The organism is Actimicrobium sp. CCC2.4, assembly GCF_034347385.1.
Classification (GTDB): Bacteria; Pseudomonadota; Gammaproteobacteria; order Burkholderiales; family Burkholderiaceae_D; genus Actimicrobium.
Genome location: NZ_CP133777.1, coordinates 3,450,551 through 3,467,355, shown reverse-complemented (window position 1 = coordinate 3,467,355; position 16,805 = coordinate 3,450,551). Strand labels below are relative to the sequence as shown.

At 59.0% G+C, this 16,805-nt stretch carries 19 protein-coding genes; 17 read left to right on the top strand and 2 right to left on the bottom strand.

The window, feature by feature from the left end:
• The first annotated feature begins 14 nt into the window (after nt 1-14).
• The 12 genes from RHM62_RS15950 to RHM62_RS15895 all read left to right on the top strand — a co-directional run bounded on the left by RHM62_RS15950 (nt 15) and on the right by RHM62_RS15895 (nt 11,710).
• A complete protein-coding gene (locus RHM62_RS15950; protein ID WP_322123038.1) occupies nt 15-938 on the top strand; it encodes a type II secretion system F family protein in 924 nt (307 codons plus the stop codon).
• Between the two features lie 36 nt (nt 939-974).
• Nucleotides 975-1,865 (top strand): TadE/TadG family type IV pilus assembly protein, encoded by an 891-nt coding sequence (locus RHM62_RS15945; protein ID WP_322123037.1) that lies wholly within the window; start codon nt 975-977, stop codon nt 1,863-1,865.
• A 628-nt stretch (nt 1,866-2,493) separates the two neighbouring features.
• A complete protein-coding gene (locus RHM62_RS15940) occupies nt 2,494-3,699 on the top strand; it encodes a methyl-accepting chemotaxis protein (protein ID WP_322123036.1) in 1,206 nt (401 codons plus the stop codon).
• Nucleotides 3,700-3,724: 25 nt separating this feature from the next.
• A complete protein-coding gene (locus RHM62_RS15935) occupies nt 3,725-4,102 on the top strand; it encodes a response regulator (protein WP_322123035.1) in 378 nt (125 codons plus the stop codon).
• A gap of 12 nt (nt 4,103-4,114) precedes the next feature.
• Nucleotides 4,115-4,420, top strand: coding sequence for an STAS domain-containing protein (locus RHM62_RS15930; RefSeq protein ID WP_322123034.1), 306 nt, complete (start codon nt 4,115-4,117; stop codon nt 4,418-4,420).
• A complete protein-coding gene (locus RHM62_RS15925; RefSeq protein WP_322123033.1) occupies nt 4,417-6,570 on the top strand; it encodes a chemotaxis protein CheA in 2,154 nt (717 codons plus the stop codon). The genes RHM62_RS15930 and RHM62_RS15925 overlap by 4 nt, the downstream gene beginning before the upstream one ends.
• 58 nt (nt 6,571-6,628) lie before the next feature.
• Nucleotides 6,629-7,699 carry a hypothetical protein gene (locus RHM62_RS15920; RefSeq protein WP_322123032.1) on the top strand — a complete coding sequence of 357 codons (1,071 nt, stop codon included), beginning with the start codon at nt 6,629-6,631 and terminating at the stop codon, nt 7,697-7,699.
• On the top strand, nt 7,696-8,697 hold the full coding sequence (locus RHM62_RS15915) for a methyl-accepting chemotaxis protein (RefSeq protein ID WP_416172269.1): 1,002 nt from the start codon (nt 7,696-7,698) through the stop codon (nt 8,695-8,697). The genes RHM62_RS15920 and RHM62_RS15915 overlap by 4 nt, the downstream gene beginning before the upstream one ends.
• Before the next feature lie 14 nt (nt 8,698-8,711).
• Complete coding sequence (locus tag RHM62_RS15910) at nt 8,712-9,227, top strand: chemotaxis protein CheW (RefSeq protein WP_322123031.1); 516 nt, start codon at nt 8,712-8,714, stop codon at nt 9,225-9,227.
• A 58-nt stretch (nt 9,228-9,285) separates the two neighbouring features.
• Nucleotides 9,286-10,107, top strand: a complete 822-nt coding sequence (locus RHM62_RS15905; RefSeq protein ID WP_322123030.1) for a CheR family methyltransferase — start codon at nt 9,286-9,288, stop codon at nt 10,105-10,107.
• On the top strand, nt 10,104-10,622 hold the full coding sequence (locus RHM62_RS15900; RefSeq protein ID WP_322123029.1) for a chemotaxis protein CheD: 519 nt from the start codon (nt 10,104-10,106) through the stop codon (nt 10,620-10,622). Before RHM62_RS15905 ends, RHM62_RS15900 begins: the two co-directional genes overlap by 4 nt.
• On the top strand, nt 10,619-11,710 hold the full coding sequence (locus RHM62_RS15895; protein WP_322123028.1) for a chemotaxis response regulator protein-glutamate methylesterase: 1,092 nt from the start codon (nt 10,619-10,621) through the stop codon (nt 11,708-11,710). The genes RHM62_RS15900 and RHM62_RS15895 overlap by 4 nt, the downstream gene beginning before the upstream one ends.
• Before the next feature lie 106 nt (nt 11,711-11,816).
• Here the strand turns inward: RHM62_RS15895 and RHM62_RS15890 are convergent, their stop codons facing one another.
• Nucleotides 11,817-12,656, bottom strand: a complete 840-nt coding sequence (locus RHM62_RS15890; RefSeq protein WP_322123027.1) for a universal stress protein — start codon at nt 12,654-12,656, stop codon at nt 11,817-11,819.
• Nucleotides 12,657-13,129: 473 nt separating this feature from the next.
• Between RHM62_RS15890 and RHM62_RS15885 the strand changes: the two genes are divergently transcribed.
• Complete coding sequence (locus tag RHM62_RS15885) at nt 13,130-13,297, top strand: hypothetical protein (protein ID WP_322123026.1); 168 nt, start codon at nt 13,130-13,132, stop codon at nt 13,295-13,297.
• 279 nt (nt 13,298-13,576) lie between these two features.
• Here the strand turns inward: RHM62_RS15885 and RHM62_RS15880 are convergent, their stop codons facing one another.
• Nucleotides 13,577-14,125, bottom strand: coding sequence for a fasciclin domain-containing protein (locus RHM62_RS15880; RefSeq protein WP_322123025.1), 549 nt, complete (start codon nt 14,123-14,125; stop codon nt 13,577-13,579).
• A 615-nt stretch (nt 14,126-14,740) separates the two neighbouring features.
• Between RHM62_RS15880 and RHM62_RS15875 the strand changes: the two genes are divergently transcribed.
• From RHM62_RS15875 to RHM62_RS15860, 4 genes are read left to right on the top strand one after another with little or no spacing between them, the layout of a single operon-like run.
• Nucleotides 14,741-14,956 carry a (2Fe-2S)-binding protein gene (locus tag RHM62_RS15875; protein WP_322123024.1) on the top strand — a complete coding sequence of 72 codons (216 nt, stop codon included), beginning with the start codon at nt 14,741-14,743 and terminating at the stop codon, nt 14,954-14,956.
• A 36-nt stretch (nt 14,957-14,992) separates the two neighbouring features.
• Nucleotides 14,993-15,619, top strand: coding sequence for a TonB family protein (locus RHM62_RS15870; protein ID WP_322123023.1), 627 nt, complete (start codon nt 14,993-14,995; stop codon nt 15,617-15,619).
• An 11-nt stretch (nt 15,620-15,630) separates the two neighbouring features.
• Nucleotides 15,631-16,347, top strand: coding sequence for a MotA/TolQ/ExbB proton channel family protein (locus RHM62_RS15865; RefSeq protein WP_322123022.1), 717 nt, complete (start codon nt 15,631-15,633; stop codon nt 16,345-16,347).
• Nucleotides 16,347-16,763, top strand: coding sequence for a biopolymer transporter ExbD (locus tag RHM62_RS15860; protein ID WP_322123021.1), 417 nt, complete (start codon nt 16,347-16,349; stop codon nt 16,761-16,763). Before RHM62_RS15865 ends, RHM62_RS15860 begins: the two co-directional genes overlap by 1 nt.
• The last annotated feature ends 42 nt before the right edge of the window (nt 16,764-16,805 follow it).

Here is a 16,805-nt window from a genome sequence, read left to right as displayed (position 1 = left end):
TGGAAGCTGCCACGATGACTCCGCTATCGCATTCGACGCTGATCTTCCTGCTGGCGCTTGCCATCGGCTTATCGGTCGCGCTGATTGGCTGGCTGCTGGGACGGTCCGTCGCGGAAGTGCCGACCGAAAACCGCGACTACAAGGATGCCCCGCCGCTGGCTTTCCGCTTGGCGTGGTGGCCGATTCAGTGGATCAGTTATTACCTCGCCCTGCTCGGTATCGCGCCGTCCGACGATAAGTCGTGGTTGCGGATGCGTCGCGCCGGACTCGATTACATGCTCACGCCAAGCCAGTTCCTCGCCGGATGTCTGTTGTGCATGAGCGTGACAGCGGTCCTGTTTTGCTGGCTGCTGTATGCGCTGATGCAGGCACGGGTCGGATCAGCACCGTTGAGCACGGTCGCCTACGGCGAAGCTGCCTTGTCCGGCATGGTGTTTGGCTGGGTCATGCTGCGCTTCTGGTTGCATGACCGCATCGCGTTGCGCCAGCGCGAGATCCTTAAGAGCCTGCCGTTTTTTCTCGATATCGTCACCTTGTGCGTCGAAGCCGGTCTAAATTTGCAGGGGGCGCTGAGCCAGTCCGTCGATAAAGGACCACCGGGCGCGTTTCGCGACGAATGCCAGCGCGTGTTGCGCGACGTGCGCGCCGGCAAGGCCCGCGCCGAAGCTTTGCGGGCAATGGCCGAACGCTTGCGCGAACCCGGCATCACCAGCTTCGTCACGTCTGTCATTCAGGCCGAAAGCATGGGCATGAATCTCGGCCCGGTGTTGCGCGCCCAGGCCGATCAACGTCGTACCGAGCGCTTCCAGCGCGCCGAGAAAAAAGCCCTGGAAGCGCCGGTCAAGCTGCTGCTGCCGCTGATCGTTTTCATCTTTCCATGTACGTTCATCGTGCTATTTTTCCCTATCGCGATGCAGTTCTTACATGCGGGATCGTAATGTCCGGCCGTGCAAATTTTCCAGGAGTTGACTTGAATGGCTTTGCTCTTGCTCATTGCCCGCATGACCCGGATCGTCAGTTGCCGCATCGGCTTTGCGACGCCGGATCGTCAGCGAGGCGCCAGCCTGCTCGGCATGGTCATTGCGGTTCCGTTGTTCATTTTGTCCGGTATGGCGATCGTGCAATTCGGCATGCTGTATATCGTCCGTGACAACTTCAATCATGCGGTCCTCATGGCTGCGCGGGCCGGGGCAGTGGCACACGCGAATCTCGAAACCATCCAGCAAGCCTATGTCCAGGCACTGGTGCCACGTTATGTTGATAGCCTAAGTGGTGATGAGCTCTTCGATGCGAAGATCAGGGCAAAGGATGTTGTTACCGGTAGTAATGACGGGGGCGAAAATCCGCGACGCAGTTACGCCCGCATCGTTCTGGAAAATCCTACCCGACAGAGTTTTTCGGATTGGAATAGTCCGTTATTGCAATACACCGTCGGTGCCGGCAGTCGTGTGATCCCACACAGCGCTCCGGCGCTGCGTGCCGCGGGGCGTCGAGACGGGTTCGGCCAAAGTTTTCAGGAAGCCAATCTGATCAGCTTGCGCATCACTCAGGGATATCAGCCGACCATCCCCTGGATGGGGCGGCTTTACAACCGATACCTCGCCAGGCAGGACGATGACAGCGACACGACTTATACCGATTTACTCGGTAGGGGCCTGATCCCGCTGGTGGCCACGGTCACGCTGCAAATGCAATCGGATGCAATCGAGCGTTTGACCGTTCCGCACCCGGGCGCCAACGATTGCATTGCGATCAACCATCCGGACGGTTGTTTGCCGTCACGATGCCGACCGGGCGATATCCAGTGTGATCCGGTTTGCAAGCCGCCGGCTCTCTGCGCAATGCCGGAGTTGTCGAGCCAATGAGTCGTAAATTCATGTGGTCGGATTGGATTAAAAAAGTGAATTTCTTATAAACGGGAAGTCATCAAAAAGTGTTTTTTATGAGTTGTAATCATAACTACCTTCTCTTGACGTAAATCTTTATCGAATAGTCATAGTGACGAAAAGTGCCTGCCATCTTAATAATATTAGAGAAGTAATTTATTTTATTAATTTATTAATTAACCTAGACTTACTCCATGAACTTCATTAACTGTTTGTGTCCGTATGCGATATTTTTTTATTTTCCGAATACAGACGTGTTTTAATTTTTTACGCTAAAACAATGCAAATAGAAGAATAAGACGGAATTATCGCAGGATTTCAGCATTTAACGCCCATCTAGATACATGAGTGCCGATTTTAAATTTTATTTCCTAAAAGCATTATATGCGTTGAGTGAACGATGAAAAATAAAATAAAATGAAACATCAGTCACCTTTTATTCTTAATTGTACGTATATAAACTTTTTTCGGTAAATCACTTTTCTTTTTTTTGGCAGTTAAAATAATTATTCAAAATTAATAGTAGCCCTCCGCGTGAAATGGTGTAACGTCCAATCCAATTTTATTGGGTTTTCCCGTTATAAGGCAATGAAGCCGCTTTATCACCATGCCAAATATGCGCCACGCCGATTCATCGTCCTTCAGCTCGCCTGCCGCGTCAGGTCGACGCTCGGCTATCCCCCTCCGCCAGGCGCTGCCGGCTTGCTACGGCATGTCATTTCTGGCGTTTTGTTTTGCCTGCCTGCCTTTGTTCCAGCGGTTCGGGACGTGGCAAATCGTGGCGGCAACGGGGGTGCTTTTTACTGCTGGCGGTAGCTGCTGGTTCGCCGCCTGTCTGGCCGGTGCCAGCCGGGATAGCACCATAGAGCGCGATGCTACGGAGCAATCCGCCACCCGGTTGCGCGAGTTGGCCGGTGCCGTCGTGCCGGTCTGGCAACGCCATGTGGTATCGGTCAAATCCCAGACCGAAGACGCCGTGGTGCAACTGGTTGACAGTTTTTCATCGATCGTCACGCAGTTCGACAAGGCCGGTTTTGGCGAGCAGCAGCGCGCCGGCAAGCGTGACCCGTCCTCGATCAATTTGCTGGCGCTGTGCGAACAGGAGCTGACCCCGGTGGTCGTGACGCTCGAGCACGTCATCGCCAGCAAGGACACGCTGCTCAACAGCGTCAGAGCGCTGGCTGGCGAGACCCATCAGTTGCGCGACATGGCCGAGCAGGTCAGCGTGATCGCCGCCCAAACCAATTTGCTGGCGATCAACGCTGCCATCGAAGCGGCGCGTGCCGGTTCGGCCGGACGCGGCTTTGCGGTGGTCGCTACCGAAGTGCGCAAGCTGTCGCTGATGTCGGCCGAGACCGGCAAGAGCATCGGCGACCGCGTGCGCAAGATTGCTGTCATCACCAACCAGACCCTGCAGGGTGCGGCGGCCGCAGCCGACAGCGATGCGCAGCGCATCACGGCTGCGGGCGACAAGATCCGCGACGTCCTCGACCATGTCCGCAAGCTCGGCGAATCGGCCGAAAGCATGCGCCGCCAGGGCGCGATCATCCGCGCCGATGTCGAGAACCTGCTGGTCAGCCTGCAGTACCAGGACCGCATTTCACAGATTCTGTCGGTACTCGACGATGACATGCTGCGTCTGCGACAAGCGGTCGAGGATGAACAGGCGGCCTTGCCAACGCCGCAAGCCTGGATGGCCGTGCTCGACAGTACTTACACGATGGAAGAAGAGCGACACGGCTACGTGCCGGCCAAGCGCAAGGCGATCGGTCAAGCGGTCGCCAGCGCGGATGATGACGTGACCTTTTTTTAGACAGCAACGACTTGGGGTGCAAGCAATGGCAAAGACCATATTGATTGTTGATGATTCGGTGAGTCTGCGCAAAGTCGTGGCGATTGCACTGACCGGTGCCGGCTATGAGGTCATCGAGGCCGGCGATGGACTCGATGCCCTCGACAAGCTGGCCGGGCTGGCGGGAAAGAAGGTCCACCTGATCATCAGCGACGTCAACATGCCGCGCATGGGAGGACTGGAATTTGTCCGCCAGGTCAAGAACAACGCGGCCTACAGATTTACCCCGGTGATCATGCTCACCACCGAGGGCCAGGACGCCATAAAAGAGCAGGGGCGCGCCGCCGGTGCCAAAGCCTGGATTCTCAAGCCGTTCAATCCGCCGCAAATGCTCAACGCGGTTGCCAAACTGATTCCTCCTTGACTCCGAGGAGCGATGATGAAACCGGTGATGATCACGATTAGCGGCGAATTGACGATTTATCAGGTGGCAGAAACCCGCGCGCTGTTGCAGCGCGCACTGACCGGCCATGATGGCAGCGATCAACTAATGCTCGACCTGGCGGGCGTGACCGAATGCGACGGCGCCGGCGTGCAATTGCTGCTGGCCTTTTCGCAAGCGGTATCGGCCGGCGGCACTGATCTGGTGTTGTGCTACGTCGCACCGTTTCTTGCGGAGCTGTTGCGCGAGTTCGGACTCGGCAGCCGGTTTGCGGAATGTGCACCGGCAGTCGCAGCATGAGTACGGCGGGGATCTACGACGAAGCGCTGACGCTGTTTTTTGATGAAGCGCGCGAGATGGTGCAGCAAATCGAAGATGCGCTGCTGGCGCTGGAGCTGGAGCAGGAAGCGGCCAATCCGGAAACCATCAATGCGTTGTTCCGGGCGGCGCACACGATCAAGGGGTCTGCCGGCATATTCAGTCTCGACCGCGTTGTACGCTTCACCCATCAGGTCGAAAGCGTGCTCGACCGCGTGCGCAAAAATGCACTGAACATCGATGCCACGCTCAGCGAATTGCTCTTCAAAAGTTGCGACATGATGGCGGCATTATTGGCCGAAGCCGAACACCCGCTTCACCAGCCCGAAGCGCTGGCGCGACTCGATTTGGATGCCGCCACACTGGCTGGCCAGATCGCCGTTTATCTGGTGGATCAGCCAGTTGCAGGCGGACCGGCCGACCTTGCTGCGGACCGTACCGAAAACCTCTGGCATATCTCGCTGCGCTTCGGCAAAGACGCCTTTCGCAACGGCTTCGATCCGCTGGCCGTGATCCGTTATCTGAAGACCCTGGGCGACATCGTGGCGCTGGTGACCATCGACGACGCCATCCCCGACTGGGCGATGTTCGATCCGGAGTCCTGCCACCTCGGTTTCGAACTATCGCTGCGCTCGTCTGCATCACGGGCCGACATCGATGGCGCCTTTGAATTTGTCCACGACGATTGCATGGTGCGGGTCATCGCGCCGGGGTGCCGCATGCCCGATTTTGTCGCGCTGATCCAGGCCTTGCCGCAGGAGCGCAGGCTGGGCGACATCCTGATCGATTGCGGTGCCGTGACGCGCCAGGCGCTCGACGAAGCGCTGCTGCGGCAGGAGTCCGGTGCGCCCGCGCCGCTGGGCGAAATCCTGATTGCGCAACATCAGGTCGCACCCGAAGTGGTCGATGCGGCGCTGTCGCGGCAGTCAAAGTCGCGTGATGCGCGCAGCGACGATGCGCGCTTTGTCAGGGTGCCGGCCGACAAGCTCGATGAACTGATCAATCTGGTGGGCGAACTGGTCATCTGCGGATCGAGTGCCAGCCTGCAGGCGCTGAATCTGAACGATATCGACCTGATCGGGACCACCCAGCAAATGAGCGGGCTGGTCGAAGAGATCCGCAACGGCGCACTGTCCTTGCGCATGGTGCAGATCGGCGAAACCTTCGCCCGTTACCGGCGCGTCGTGCGTGATGTCTCCGGTGAGCTGGGCAAGCAGGTGCAACTGGAGATCGAAGGTGCCGAGACCGAACTCGACAAGTCCGTGGTCGAAAAAATCGGCGACCCGCTGATGCATCTGGTGCGCAATGCACTCGACCACGGCATCGAATCGCCGCAGCTAAGGCTGGCTGCCGGCAAACCGGCCGGCGGCACCATCCGGCTCTCGGCCCGACACGAGTCGGGCAATATCCTGATCCGCGTCAGCGATGATGGCCGTGGTCTCGACGGCGAAAAACTGCTGGCCAAGGCGCTGCAGTCCGGTCTGGTCGCGCCCGGCCAGGTGCTGACCGAGGCCGACAAGCTGAACCTGATTTTTGCACCCGGATTGTCGACCGCCGAAGCCGTCACCAATCTGTCCGGCCGCGGCGTCGGCATGGATGTGGTGCGCAAGAACATCGAGGCGCTGCGCGGCGCGATCCGCCTTCACAGCGTCATCGGGGAGGGCACGCTGATCGAAATCCGCTTGCCCTTGACGCTGGCCATCATCGATGGATTTCTGGTGCGTATCGGCGGCAGTTCGTTCGTCATTCCGCTTAACGCGGTGGTCGAGTGCATCGATGCCGACGAGTCGCGTCTGCAGCTGCACCATGGCGCGGCCGGTCGCATCGAACTGCGCGGTGGCGTGCTGCCCTTTCTCGATTTACGGGCAGTGTTTTCGATCGCCGGGACGCGTTCCGGCAAGCGCAGCATCGTCGTCGTCCAGAGCGAAAGCGGCCGTTCCGGTTTGCTGGTCGACCAGTTGCTGGGCGAATACCAGACCGTCATCAAGCCGCTCGGCAAGCTGTTCCAGAACCTGCGTGGTATCAGCGGTTCGACCGTGCTGGGTTCCGGCGAAGTGGCATTGATCCTCGATGTGGGCGCGATGGTGAAGCTGGCATCGGTCAAAAAGAAGGAAGAAGTCGTCGTGAAGTAGCGCAGTGAGCAAGGTGGTCGGGTGCGGGTCAGGAATCACAATTCAACAGGGGAACAGGATGTTCAATCGATTCGGTATGGCAGAAAAAACAGGCGTGGCATTGGTGGTGCTGGTGGTGCTCGGGCTGGCGCCGGGCTTCATGGCGGCAGGTGCAGCCGCCTTCGGCATGCCGCAAATCGTGTTGGTACTGGCGGCTGCCTTGCTGTTCGCCTGGCTTAATAGTGCTCAGCGCGACGAACTCAAGGAATCGGTCGCGGTGGCGCAGGCGCTGGCACAAGGCGATTTTTCCGTCATTGCCAGCGCCGGTGAGGACGCGGTCGGAGTACTGGGCAAGGCACTCAATGACGTCGGCCAATCGCTCAAGCGCTTGCAGTCCGGCCAGCAAGTCATGGCCAACAAGCATGCCGAAGGATGGATCGATGAACAGATCGACAGCAGCACACTGGCTGGCAATTACAAGGCCATCGCCGACCTGATCAACCACTTGGTGCGTTCGCATATCGACGTCAAAATGCAGATCGTCGGCCTTATCACCGCTTATGCGACGGGGGATTTCTCGCGCGATATGGACCGGTTACGGGGCAAGAAAGCGACGATCACCGCTGCCATCGATCTGGTGCGTGATCAGATGCGCGAGAGCGTCCGAGATGCGGTGATCAATGCCCGCATCAAGCAGGCACTCGACAAATGCACGACCTCGGTGATGATCGCCAATAACGAGGGCAATATCATCTACATGAATGAATCGGTGACCAGCATGATGAACAGCGCCGAAAACGACATCCGCAAGGACTTGCCGCAGTTCCGTGTGCGCGAAATCGTCGGCGGCAGTTTCGACCGTTTCCACAAGAATCCTTCGTATCAGCGCAACATGCTCGGCGCCTTGCGCAACACTTACCATACCGAGATCAAGATTGGCGGACGCACGATGGCGCTGGTGGCCAGTCCGATTATCAATGCCGCCAATGAACGTCTGGGTACTGTGGTGGAATGGAAGGACCGCACCGCCGAGGTGGTGGTCGAGGGCGAGATCGCGAACGTGGTGCAAGGCGCGGCCGAGGGCAACTTCAAGCATCGGATCGATGCCACCGGCAAGGATGGTTTTTTGCGGTGCTGGCCGGCGGCATGAACAAGCTGATGGATACCAGCGAAGTCGGACTCAATGAGGTGGTACGCATGCTCAAGGCCTTGTCGACCGGCGATCTGTCGCAGCGCATTACCCGCGACTATTCGGGCACTTTCGGCGAACTCAAGGAATACTCGAACACCACCAGCGAGCAGCTGGCCAGCATCATCGGCGATGTCCGCAATGCCGCCGATGCGCTGACCTCGGCCTCCGAGCAAGTCAGTTCGACCGCGCAAAGCCTGTCGCAATCGGCGTCCGAACAAGCCGCCGGCGTCGAGCGCACCAGCAGTTCGGTCGAGCAGATGTCGGCCTCGGTCGCGCAAAATACCGAGAACGCCAAAGTCACCGATGGCATTGCCTCGACCTCGGCCAAGGAAGCGGTCGAGGGCGGCGACGCCGTCACGCGCACCGCTGAAGCCATGAAACAGATCGCGGCCAAGATCGGCATCATCGACGACATCGCTTACCAGACCAATCTGCTGGCACTCAATGCGGCCATCGAAGCCGCGCGTGCTGGCGAGCACGGCAAGGGTTTTGCGGTGGTAGCCGCCGAGGTGCGCAAGCTGGCCGAGCGCAGCCAGGTCGCTTCGAAGGAAATCGGCGAACTGGCCGTCACCAGCGTGACGATGTCCGAGCGTGCCGGCAAACTGCTCGATGCGATGATTCCATCGATCCGCAAGACCTCCGATCTGGTGCAGGAAATCACCGCCGCTTCCGAAGAGCAGACCACGGGCCTGTCGCAGATCAGCACCGCCATGAGCCAGCTCAATCAAGCCACGCAACAGAACGCCTCGGCCTCCGAAGAGCTGGCGGCGACCGCCGAAGAGATGTCGGGCCAGGCCGAACAATTGCAGCAATTGATGGAATTTTTCCAGGTCGCCAGTGCCGCTAGCCTTGCCAAGGAGCGGCCATCGAAAGAACCGATTCGCAAATTGAGTGGTGCCAGCGCCGCACGCAAGTCAGCCGCGCTGGTCGATGAATCCCATTTCAAACGTTTCTGACCGGAGCCGTGCGCATGCAAACCTCCCTGTTGCAAGGCGCGCCCCCGGTGGCCGGTGACGCCAATGTCCAGGCGAAGCAGTACCTGACATTTTCGCTCGGTCGGGACTTGTTTGCGGTCGGCATTCTGGTGATCAAGGAAATCATCCAGTACGGCCAGTTGACCACGGTGCCGTTGATGCCGGCCTTCATCCGGGGCGTCATCAACCTGCGTGGCGCAGTGGTGCCGGTGATCGACCTGGCCTTGCGTTTCGGCGGCGCGGCGGCGCAGGTCGGCAAACGCAGTTGTATCGTGGTGCTGGAAATCAGCCATGACGGCGAATCGCACGACATCGGCATGCTGGTCGATGCGGTCTCGGCGGTCGTCGATATTGCGCTAGCCGAGATCGAAGCGGCACCCGATTTCGGTACCGAAGTGCGCGCCGAATTCATCGAAGGCCTGGGCAGGATCGATGGACATTTCGTGATCATTCTGGATGTCGGTCGCACTTTTTCACTGACGGAATTGGCCAGCATCGATGTGGTAGCGTAGGCGCTGACATCCTGCCTGCCGGCACATGGGGAGGCTATTTTTTGTTGACTGGTTTTTTATGGAATTAAACGCCCTGAGCGAGCGGGAGTTTGCCACCATCCGCGACCTGCTGTTTCGCGAAACCGGCATTGCGCTGACACCGGCCAAGAAAGCACTGATTTGCGGTCGCCTGTTCAAGCGCATTCAGGTCCTCGGCCTGGCTTCGTACGGCGCCTATTTCGAGCTTCTGCTGTCGGGCAGGCAGCCGGTCGAACTGCAGACGGCGATCGATTTGCTGACCACCAACGAGACCTATTTTTTTCGCGAAGCCAAGCATTTTTCGATGCTGTCGACGGTGGCCGAAGCGGCACCGCGCAACCGGACTTTCCGGGTCTGGAGCGCAGCCTGTTCGACCGGCGAAGAGGTCTATACGATGGCGATGACATTGGCCGAACTGGGTCGCGTCGGTCGGGCACCGAACTGGGAAATACGTGGTTCCGACATCAGTACGCGCGTGCTCGACACCGCACGGCGCGCCAATTACAGTGTTGACCGGACCCACGAAATCCCGCCGGATTTCCTGCGCCGGTATTGCCTGCGCGGTTTTGGACCGTACGAAGGCTCCTTGCTGATTGACCGGGCCTTGCGTGACAAGACGGAATTTGCGCAGATCAATCTGATCGAACCCTTGCCTGATCTGGTACCGTTCGACGTGATCTTCCTGCGCAATGTCCTGATTTATTTTGACCCACCGGTCAAGCGCAAGGTGGTCGGCCAATTGCTGTCGACGCTGGTGCCGGGCGGCATGCTGTTTGTCGGGATGGCCGAGAGCCTCAACGGTCTCATTGATGGCTTGATTTCTTTTGGTCCCGGCGCGTATTGCATGGAGCGGCGGCAATGAAGCAAATCCCTTTTTCGAGTCTGGCGGAGCGCGAAATTTTTCTCAATCCGGGGGACCTGGGTGTGGGCTGCCGGCACGAAGTCTTCGGCACGCTGCTGGGGTCCTGTGTCGCGATCACGCTCTGGCATCCGACGCGCAAGCTGGGTTGCATCTGCCATTTCATTTTGCCGGCCGATGCGGCCGGTGCCAGAGAACGGCGGGCCGGCGGCCGGTATGGCGAAAGTGCTTTCGCGTTGATGCAGGCTGAGCTGCTGCGCAACGGCGTGCGTCCGAGCGAATGCATCGCCAAGATTTTTGGTGGCGGCCGCATGTTCGGGGCCGGCTTTCTGATCAACGATATCGGTGAGCGTAATATCACGATGGCCCGGAAAGTGGTGCAGCAAGCCGGGTTGGCTATTGCGGCCGAACATGTCGGTAGCGATGGCTACCGGCGTTTGTATTTCGATGTCGCCACCGGCGACGTCTGGTTGAAGTTCGACTGGATAGATTCTGATCAAAAAGATGTGGTCCTATGACAAATGTAATCAAGGTAATGATCGTCGATGACTCGGCCGTAGTACGCCAGGTCCTGACGGCGCTGTTGTCGAAAGATCCGCAGATCCAGGTATTGCCATCGGCAGCAGATCCGATTCTGGCGCAGGAAAAAATGGCCGTGGAATGGCCCGATGTGATCATCCTCGATGTCGAGATGCCGCGTATGGATGGCATCACGTTCCTGAAAAAAATCATGAGCGAGCGGCCTACACCGGTCGTGATTTGTTCGACGTTGACCGAGAAAGGTGCCGAGACGACGATGCAGGCCCTGGCGGCAGGCGCCGTCAGTTATGTGACCAAGCCCCGGCTCGGGCTGAAGGACTTTTTGTCGGAGTCGGCGGCCGAGTTGATCCGTAACGTCAAGCAGGCGGCGCTCTCCAAGCCGAAGCGTATCGTGCGCGGTGCGGCTCCATCCGGTGCAGCGGGAATGGGCGCGGCCAGCCCGGCGAGCGCGCGCAACGACAAGCCATTGCCTCCCGGCGCGCTGGCACAGACCACCGACAAGGTCATCGCCATCGGCACCTCGACGGGCGGCACGCAGGCGCTGGAAGCCATCCTGACCGCCTTGCCGCGGGTTTCGGCCGGCATCATCGTAGTCCAGCACATGCCCGAGAAATTCACTGCGCTGTTTGCGAACCGGCTCAATACATTGTGTGCCATCGAAGTGCGCGAAGCCCGTCACGGCGACCGCGTCATGCCGGGCCGCGCGCTGATCGCTCCCGGTGGCCTGCACATGCGACTGACCCGTAGTGGCGCTTACTACCAGGTAGAGGTGCTTGACGGGCCGCCGGTGAACCGCCACAAGCCCTCGGTCGATGTCCTGTTCAAGTCGGTCGCGCAGGTGGCGGGTCGCAACGCGCTGGGCATCATCATGACCGGCATGGGCGACGACGGCGCGCGCGGCTTGCGTGATATGCATGACGCCGGTGCGCCGACAATCGGCCAGGACGAAGCCAGTTGTGTGGTCTACGGCATGCCGCGCGAGGCGGTCAAGCTGGGCGCGGTCGATATCGAAATGCCGCTGGACCGGATCGCCGCAGAGATGGTGCGGTTCTACCAGCGCGGCTGAGCCGTGTGCCGAAGCTAAATGCGATCGACCCGCGCGGAGGTTTTGTAGCGTGGGCACGATGACGCTGTGCCCACAGCTACGGTGCGGCGGGTTTTGCCGTGGTCGCTTAGTGCGACATCAGCACCGGTAGCGTGATCGAATCGAGGATGGTGCGGCTGACGCCGCCCATCAAGACTTCGCGGAAACGCGAATGACCGTAGCAGCCCATCACCAGCAGATCGGCATTGAGGTCTGCCGCCAGCGATAGCAAGGCTTCGCCGACCGGGATCTCGGACTGCTCCTGACGTACGTTGGCTTTCACGTGGTGGCGTGTCAGGTACAGGGCGATGTCGGCACCGGGTTCTTCGCCGTGGCTGTCGGGCCGTTGCTGCGCATTGAATACGGCGACTTCGACGGACTTCGCAGCTTGCAGGAAAGGTAGTGCGTTGCGCACCGCTTTTGCCGCTTCCTGACCGCCATCCCAGGCAATCAGAATATGCCCCGGTTTCAGTGGATAGGTGCCGATGTACGGAATGATGAGGACCGGACAGCCGCCGTTGAGGGTGACGTATTCGGGCAGGTCGGCGTAGATCGACGGGATGGTGCCCTCGGGATCGTACTGGCCGAGGATGACGAGATCGCAATAACGGGCACGCATGGCCAGGCAGCTCTCGGCTTCGTCGTCCGCCAGGTGTTTTTCGTAGGAACTGACGCCTAGCCGGCGCACTTTGTCTTCAAAATGCTGAAGCCGTCCGCGTGCCTGTTCGCGCAGCGTCTCAAGGTAGGGACCGATACCGGCATCGCCGGCACCGGTAGCCATTGATTCGTAGAAGTAGCGCGAGACGCCGGTGGTGGCCAGTCCGATCAGATGCGCTTCGTGGGTATTGGCCAACTGTGCCGCGAGGTCGATGCGGGAGTCGATGTTCGGGGATTCGTCGAGATGGATGAGGATGGTCTTGTAAGACATGAAGAGCTCCTGGTAACGGATGGCGCCGCTTCGCAGAGAATGGTTTTCTCTGGGCGGGCAACCGGCAAACTGCATAGCAGAATGACAAATGCTTGCCGCTCAGTGTAGGCCCGCAGGGCTGGCAAGTCGACCCATGCCTTGACGACCCCCGGTTTGATTGGTTGTCACTTGATCCACCTCAACCGACGGTCGGCACCACGCCGCTCTTGGATAGAGCGATAAATATCGGACATGCCCTTGAAACCGGCAAGCACCCGGCTCAGCCATAACGACATCAGTAACGAGAGGCCGGATTGGCCCGGATGGGGAAGCACGCCCGCTTTTGAGTGTTGGTGATTGATTTACGCAAAATAGCAGGCAGTGCACGATGCCGGAACGATTGATTGCTTCGCATCTGTCCGCAGTCATCGTGGTCCACGCGGGCGTCTGCTAGGATCTGAAGTCTTACTGACTCCATGAATGGGGATGCCACCATGTCCGAACCAAGCCGTAATGCGCAGTTTGCCGATGAATTCAACCAGCGTTTCGACGCCTTGATTGACTGGGCCAAAGTGCATTGGCCGGAAAAAACCAGCCGCTGGTTCCGGAAGATTTCAGTGCGTCGCGGCGGGAAATCGCCTTGTTGCTGGGCGCGCGGTTAAACGCCGGGATGCCTTACAACGCAGGCCCGACACCATCTGATGGCGGAGAGCAGTATGTCAATGTCGCTCCGGCGCCGTGGCCTTGATGGGATTATAGGAAGGCATGCCCGGCTGTTGGAGGGTGTATTGGCAGCGATGGGTGGTTTGCTTGCGTGGGCACGAAGGGCTGCGCCCACCCTGCTTGAATCCCGCCTTTTGACGGTTTTCCGGACGAAAAAAAACCCGGAAACTTCTCCGGGTTGCGGTGCAGTGCACCAGTCCACAGGGATCGTGTAACGCTTATTTCGGCATCAGGACCGTATCGATCACATTGATTACGCCGTTCGATTGGGTGACGTCATAGGTGCTGATGCTGGCGGTGTGGCCGGTCTCGTCCATGACGCTGATGTTGTGCATGCCGTTCATTGCAAAACTCAGTTTGCCGCCGCTGGCCGTGGCCAGTTCTGCCTTGCCGTTGTGCTTCTTGATTTCGGCGGCAAGTGCCATGAAGTCGTATTTACCGGGGACCACGTGATAGGTCAGGATTTTGGTCAGCGTGGCTTTGTTCTCCGGCTTGACCAGCGTCTCGACGGTGCCGGCCGGCAGTTTGCCGAAGGCCGCATTGGTCGGTGCAAAGACGGTGAACGGACCTTTGCCCTTGAGTGTCTCGACGAGACCAGCGGCCTTGACAGCGGCGACCAGCGTGGTGTGGTCAGCTGAATTGACGGCATTGTCGATGATGTCCTTACTTGGCATCATGCTTTGGCCACCGACCATGACGTCGGCAAAAGAAACGCTGGCTGTCGCGAGCAACGCAGTGAAAACGAGAGCAGTACGAAGTGAACGCATGATGATTCCTTATTGAGTTAGAGGAGGCTTACCTGTCCTTCTACGGTTGCTTTCCTGCATCGGATTCAAGTCTTTGTTCTCCGTCATTACCTGCCTCCGGCATCTTGTGGAACCGTCAACTACCAACACGCCATTCACGTTTAACAACGCAGGTCGTGACAGTGGACGCACGAGTTCCTCCAGGTCCATGTTGAATGTGCGAGGTGTGACATGTCGGATTCAAAACAACCAACCAAAGAGCAAGTCCGCCAATACATGGGGCGTCGCCAGCGCGCACGCAAACCACCTCCTGATCCACATGAAGTCCGCCGCCAGCTAGGTTGGGATCTGGCGGAATTGCAGCGCAAGACACCGCGCTAAGCCCAAAAACGCCGGCTCTATAGCCGGCTTTTTGTTGTCTACGCTGCAGGCCCTGCTTTCCTGTTGCGCTACGCGGCAATGTCCGGCTTACCCAAGTGCCGGGCCTGTGCTCTCTCTTTTTGCATGGCGGATAAATTCTTGCATTTTATCCGCCGATGCTTAATAATCTAAACAAGAATCGTTCTCATTGATGAGGGCCGAGCCGGATCGGTTGAATGCTGCTCCGCTTTTTTATTGTCTTTCACGAGGTATCGAATGATTGTTTGCATCTGCAACAATGTCTCCGACCGGGCCATTCGCCAGGCAGTCAGTGAAGGTGTGACGTCGATGGTCGCGCTGCGTACCAGCCTCCAGGTCGGCACGTGTTGCGGCAAATGTCATGGCTGCGCCAAGCGGGTTTTGCGCGAGTGCCTGAGCCAGGCAGTCCCAGCGCAGCCGATGGTGTTCCATCCGTCGATGATGGCGGCCTGATTGCAGTTATCGCTGATCCGGTGGCACCGTAGCGGATTGCTGCTACTTATTCTGCTGGCACATGGCGGATTTTTGTTTGTGCTGCAAAGTCGCTCGCCGCAGACAGTGGCACTGGCCGCACCACGCGAACTGATCGCCAGCCTGATTGCGCCAGCGCCCGTGCCAAGGCCTGCAGCGGCAGCCGAGCCAGTCAGGACACCGGTTCCGAAAATTGTCCCCTCAGTAAAAACCCCGTCGCCTTCGCCACCGGCGATGCAAGTCAGGACAGCCGCACCGGCTCCCGCGTCGCAAGAAACCAGTGCACCGGTCGTTGTGCCGTCCGTGCCGCACATGTCATCGAGTCCGGCACCGGCCGTCGTCGCGCAAGCAGTCACTCCGGCTCCGCCGAAAACCGTCTCCGGCGTGCAATACCTGGAAGCGCCGCAACCGGTCTATCCGCCGCTTGCCAGACGTGCTGCCGAAGAAGGCAAGGTCACTTTACGTGTGCTGGTTAACCAGCAGGGGCGCGCCGAACAGGTCGAGCTACGCAGTTCGTCCGGCTACGACCGGCTCGACGAATCGGCCCGCCAGTCGGTGCTGAAAGCGCGCTTCCAGCCGCACCTCGAAGACGGCATTGCCGTCGCGGTGTATGCGCTGGTCTCGATCAATTTTTCAATTCAATAAAAGGACACATCATGGAAGTCAGCCCGTACGGACTGGAAAGCCTGTGGCAACAGGGAGATATTGTCATCAAGGGCGTGGCATTGCTGCTGATGGCGATGTCGGTGGCCTCATGGTTTGTGATCATCACGCGCGGGGTGCAACTGCTGCGACTGCGTCGCTCGGCTGCACTGGTTGGCTTGCAGTTCTGGGACGCCAGTTCGATGGAGCAGGGCGTCGCACGGCTCGGTCGCGACAATCCGTTTGCCGAACTGGCGCAAGCGGGTAGTGCTGCGATGGCGCATCACGCGACACATCAAGGTCATCTGCATGACCAGCTATCAAAATCCGACTGGGTCACGATGTCACTGCGGCAGGGGATTGATGACGCTGCCGGCCGTTTGCAGCAGGGTATGGCGGTACTTGCCTCGGTCGGATCGACCGCGCCCTTCGTGGGTCTGTTCGGGACAGTCTGGGGGATTTACCATGCGCTGGTTGCCATTGGCACCAGTGGCCAGGCTGGCATCGAAAAGGTCGCCGGACCGGTGGGCGAATCGCTGATCATGACGGCGCTCGGGCTGGCGGTGGCAATTCCGGCCACCTTCGGCTACAACGCACTGGTGCGCGGCAACAAATCGACGCTGGCGCAACTCAATAAGTTCGGCTTCGATCTGCATGCGTGGTTTGTCACCGGTGCCCGTTCGGGACAGGATACGCCGGCGGCCGGACTGGCACTGGCCAGGAGTGCCTGATGGCCATGGGCTCGCTGTCCGACCAGGACGATGACTTTAATCCCGAGATCAACACCACGCCGCTGGTCGACGTGATGCTGGTGCTGCTGGTGATTTTTATCATGACGATACCGGTGATGAACCACAGCGTGAAAATCGATTTGCCGCGCGCCAGCAGCCAGCCCGATGTCGCCAGGCCGGAGAGCATCAACCTGGCGATCGATGCAGCCGGCCAGGTGTACTGGAATGCCGAAGTCATCGATGATCGCCAATTACAAGCGCGCATCGCTACGGCTGCGCAAGCACAGCCGCAACCCGAGCTGCATCTGCGTGCCGAACGTACTACCCGATATGAAAAAGTCGCGCAAGTGATGGCGGCGGCGCAAGCCGGTGGCCTGAGCAAGATCGGTTTCGTGACCGAGCCGCTGGTCAAATAATTTCCCATTCACAGCAAGCCATTCCTGTTTGTCCGGATAGCC

Coding starts and splice junctions, on each gene's coding strand:
- RHM62_RS15915 (WP_416172269.1), top strand. CDS start 7,696: ATGAACAAGCTGATGGATACCAGCGAAGTCGGACTCAATGAGGTGGTA.
- RHM62_RS15900 (WP_322123029.1), top strand. CDS start 10,104: ATGAAGCAAATCCCTTTTTCGAGTCTGGCGGAGCGCGAAATTTTTCTC.
- RHM62_RS15940 (WP_322123036.1), top strand. CDS start 2,494: ATGCCAAATATGCGCCACGCCGATTCATCGTCCTTCAGCTCGCCTGCC.
- RHM62_RS15885 (WP_322123026.1), top strand. CDS start 13,130: ATGTCCGAACCAAGCCGTAATGCGCAGTTTGCCGATGAATTCAACCAG.
- RHM62_RS15895 (WP_322123028.1), top strand. CDS start 10,619: ATGACAAATGTAATCAAGGTAATGATCGTCGATGACTCGGCCGTAGTA.
- RHM62_RS15935 (WP_322123035.1), top strand. CDS start 3,725: ATGGCAAAGACCATATTGATTGTTGATGATTCGGTGAGTCTGCGCAAA.
- RHM62_RS15920 (WP_322123032.1), top strand. CDS start 6,629: ATGTTCAATCGATTCGGTATGGCAGAAAAAACAGGCGTGGCATTGGTG.
- RHM62_RS15925 (WP_322123033.1), top strand. CDS start 4,417: ATGAGTACGGCGGGGATCTACGACGAAGCGCTGACGCTGTTTTTTGAT.
- RHM62_RS15930 (WP_322123034.1), top strand. CDS start 4,115: ATGATGAAACCGGTGATGATCACGATTAGCGGCGAATTGACGATTTAT.
- RHM62_RS15860 (WP_322123021.1), top strand. CDS start 16,347: ATGGCCATGGGCTCGCTGTCCGACCAGGACGATGACTTTAATCCCGAG.
- RHM62_RS15905 (WP_322123030.1), top strand. CDS start 9,286: ATGGAATTAAACGCCCTGAGCGAGCGGGAGTTTGCCACCATCCGCGAC.
- RHM62_RS15880 (WP_322123025.1), bottom strand. CDS start 14,125: ATGCGTTCACTTCGTACTGCTCTCGTTTTCACTGCGTTGCTCGCGACA.
- RHM62_RS15945 (WP_322123037.1), top strand. CDS start 975: ATGGCTTTGCTCTTGCTCATTGCCCGCATGACCCGGATCGTCAGTTGC.
- RHM62_RS15890 (WP_322123027.1), bottom strand. CDS start 12,656: ATGTCTTACAAGACCATCCTCATCCATCTCGACGAATCCCCGAACATC.
- RHM62_RS15950 (WP_322123038.1), top strand. CDS start 15: ATGACTCCGCTATCGCATTCGACGCTGATCTTCCTGCTGGCGCTTGCC.
- RHM62_RS15865 (WP_322123022.1), top strand. CDS start 15,631: ATGGAAGTCAGCCCGTACGGACTGGAAAGCCTGTGGCAACAGGGAGAT.
- RHM62_RS15910 (WP_322123031.1), top strand. CDS start 8,712: ATGCAAACCTCCCTGTTGCAAGGCGCGCCCCCGGTGGCCGGTGACGCC.
- RHM62_RS15875 (WP_322123024.1), top strand. CDS start 14,741: ATGATTGTTTGCATCTGCAACAATGTCTCCGACCGGGCCATTCGCCAG.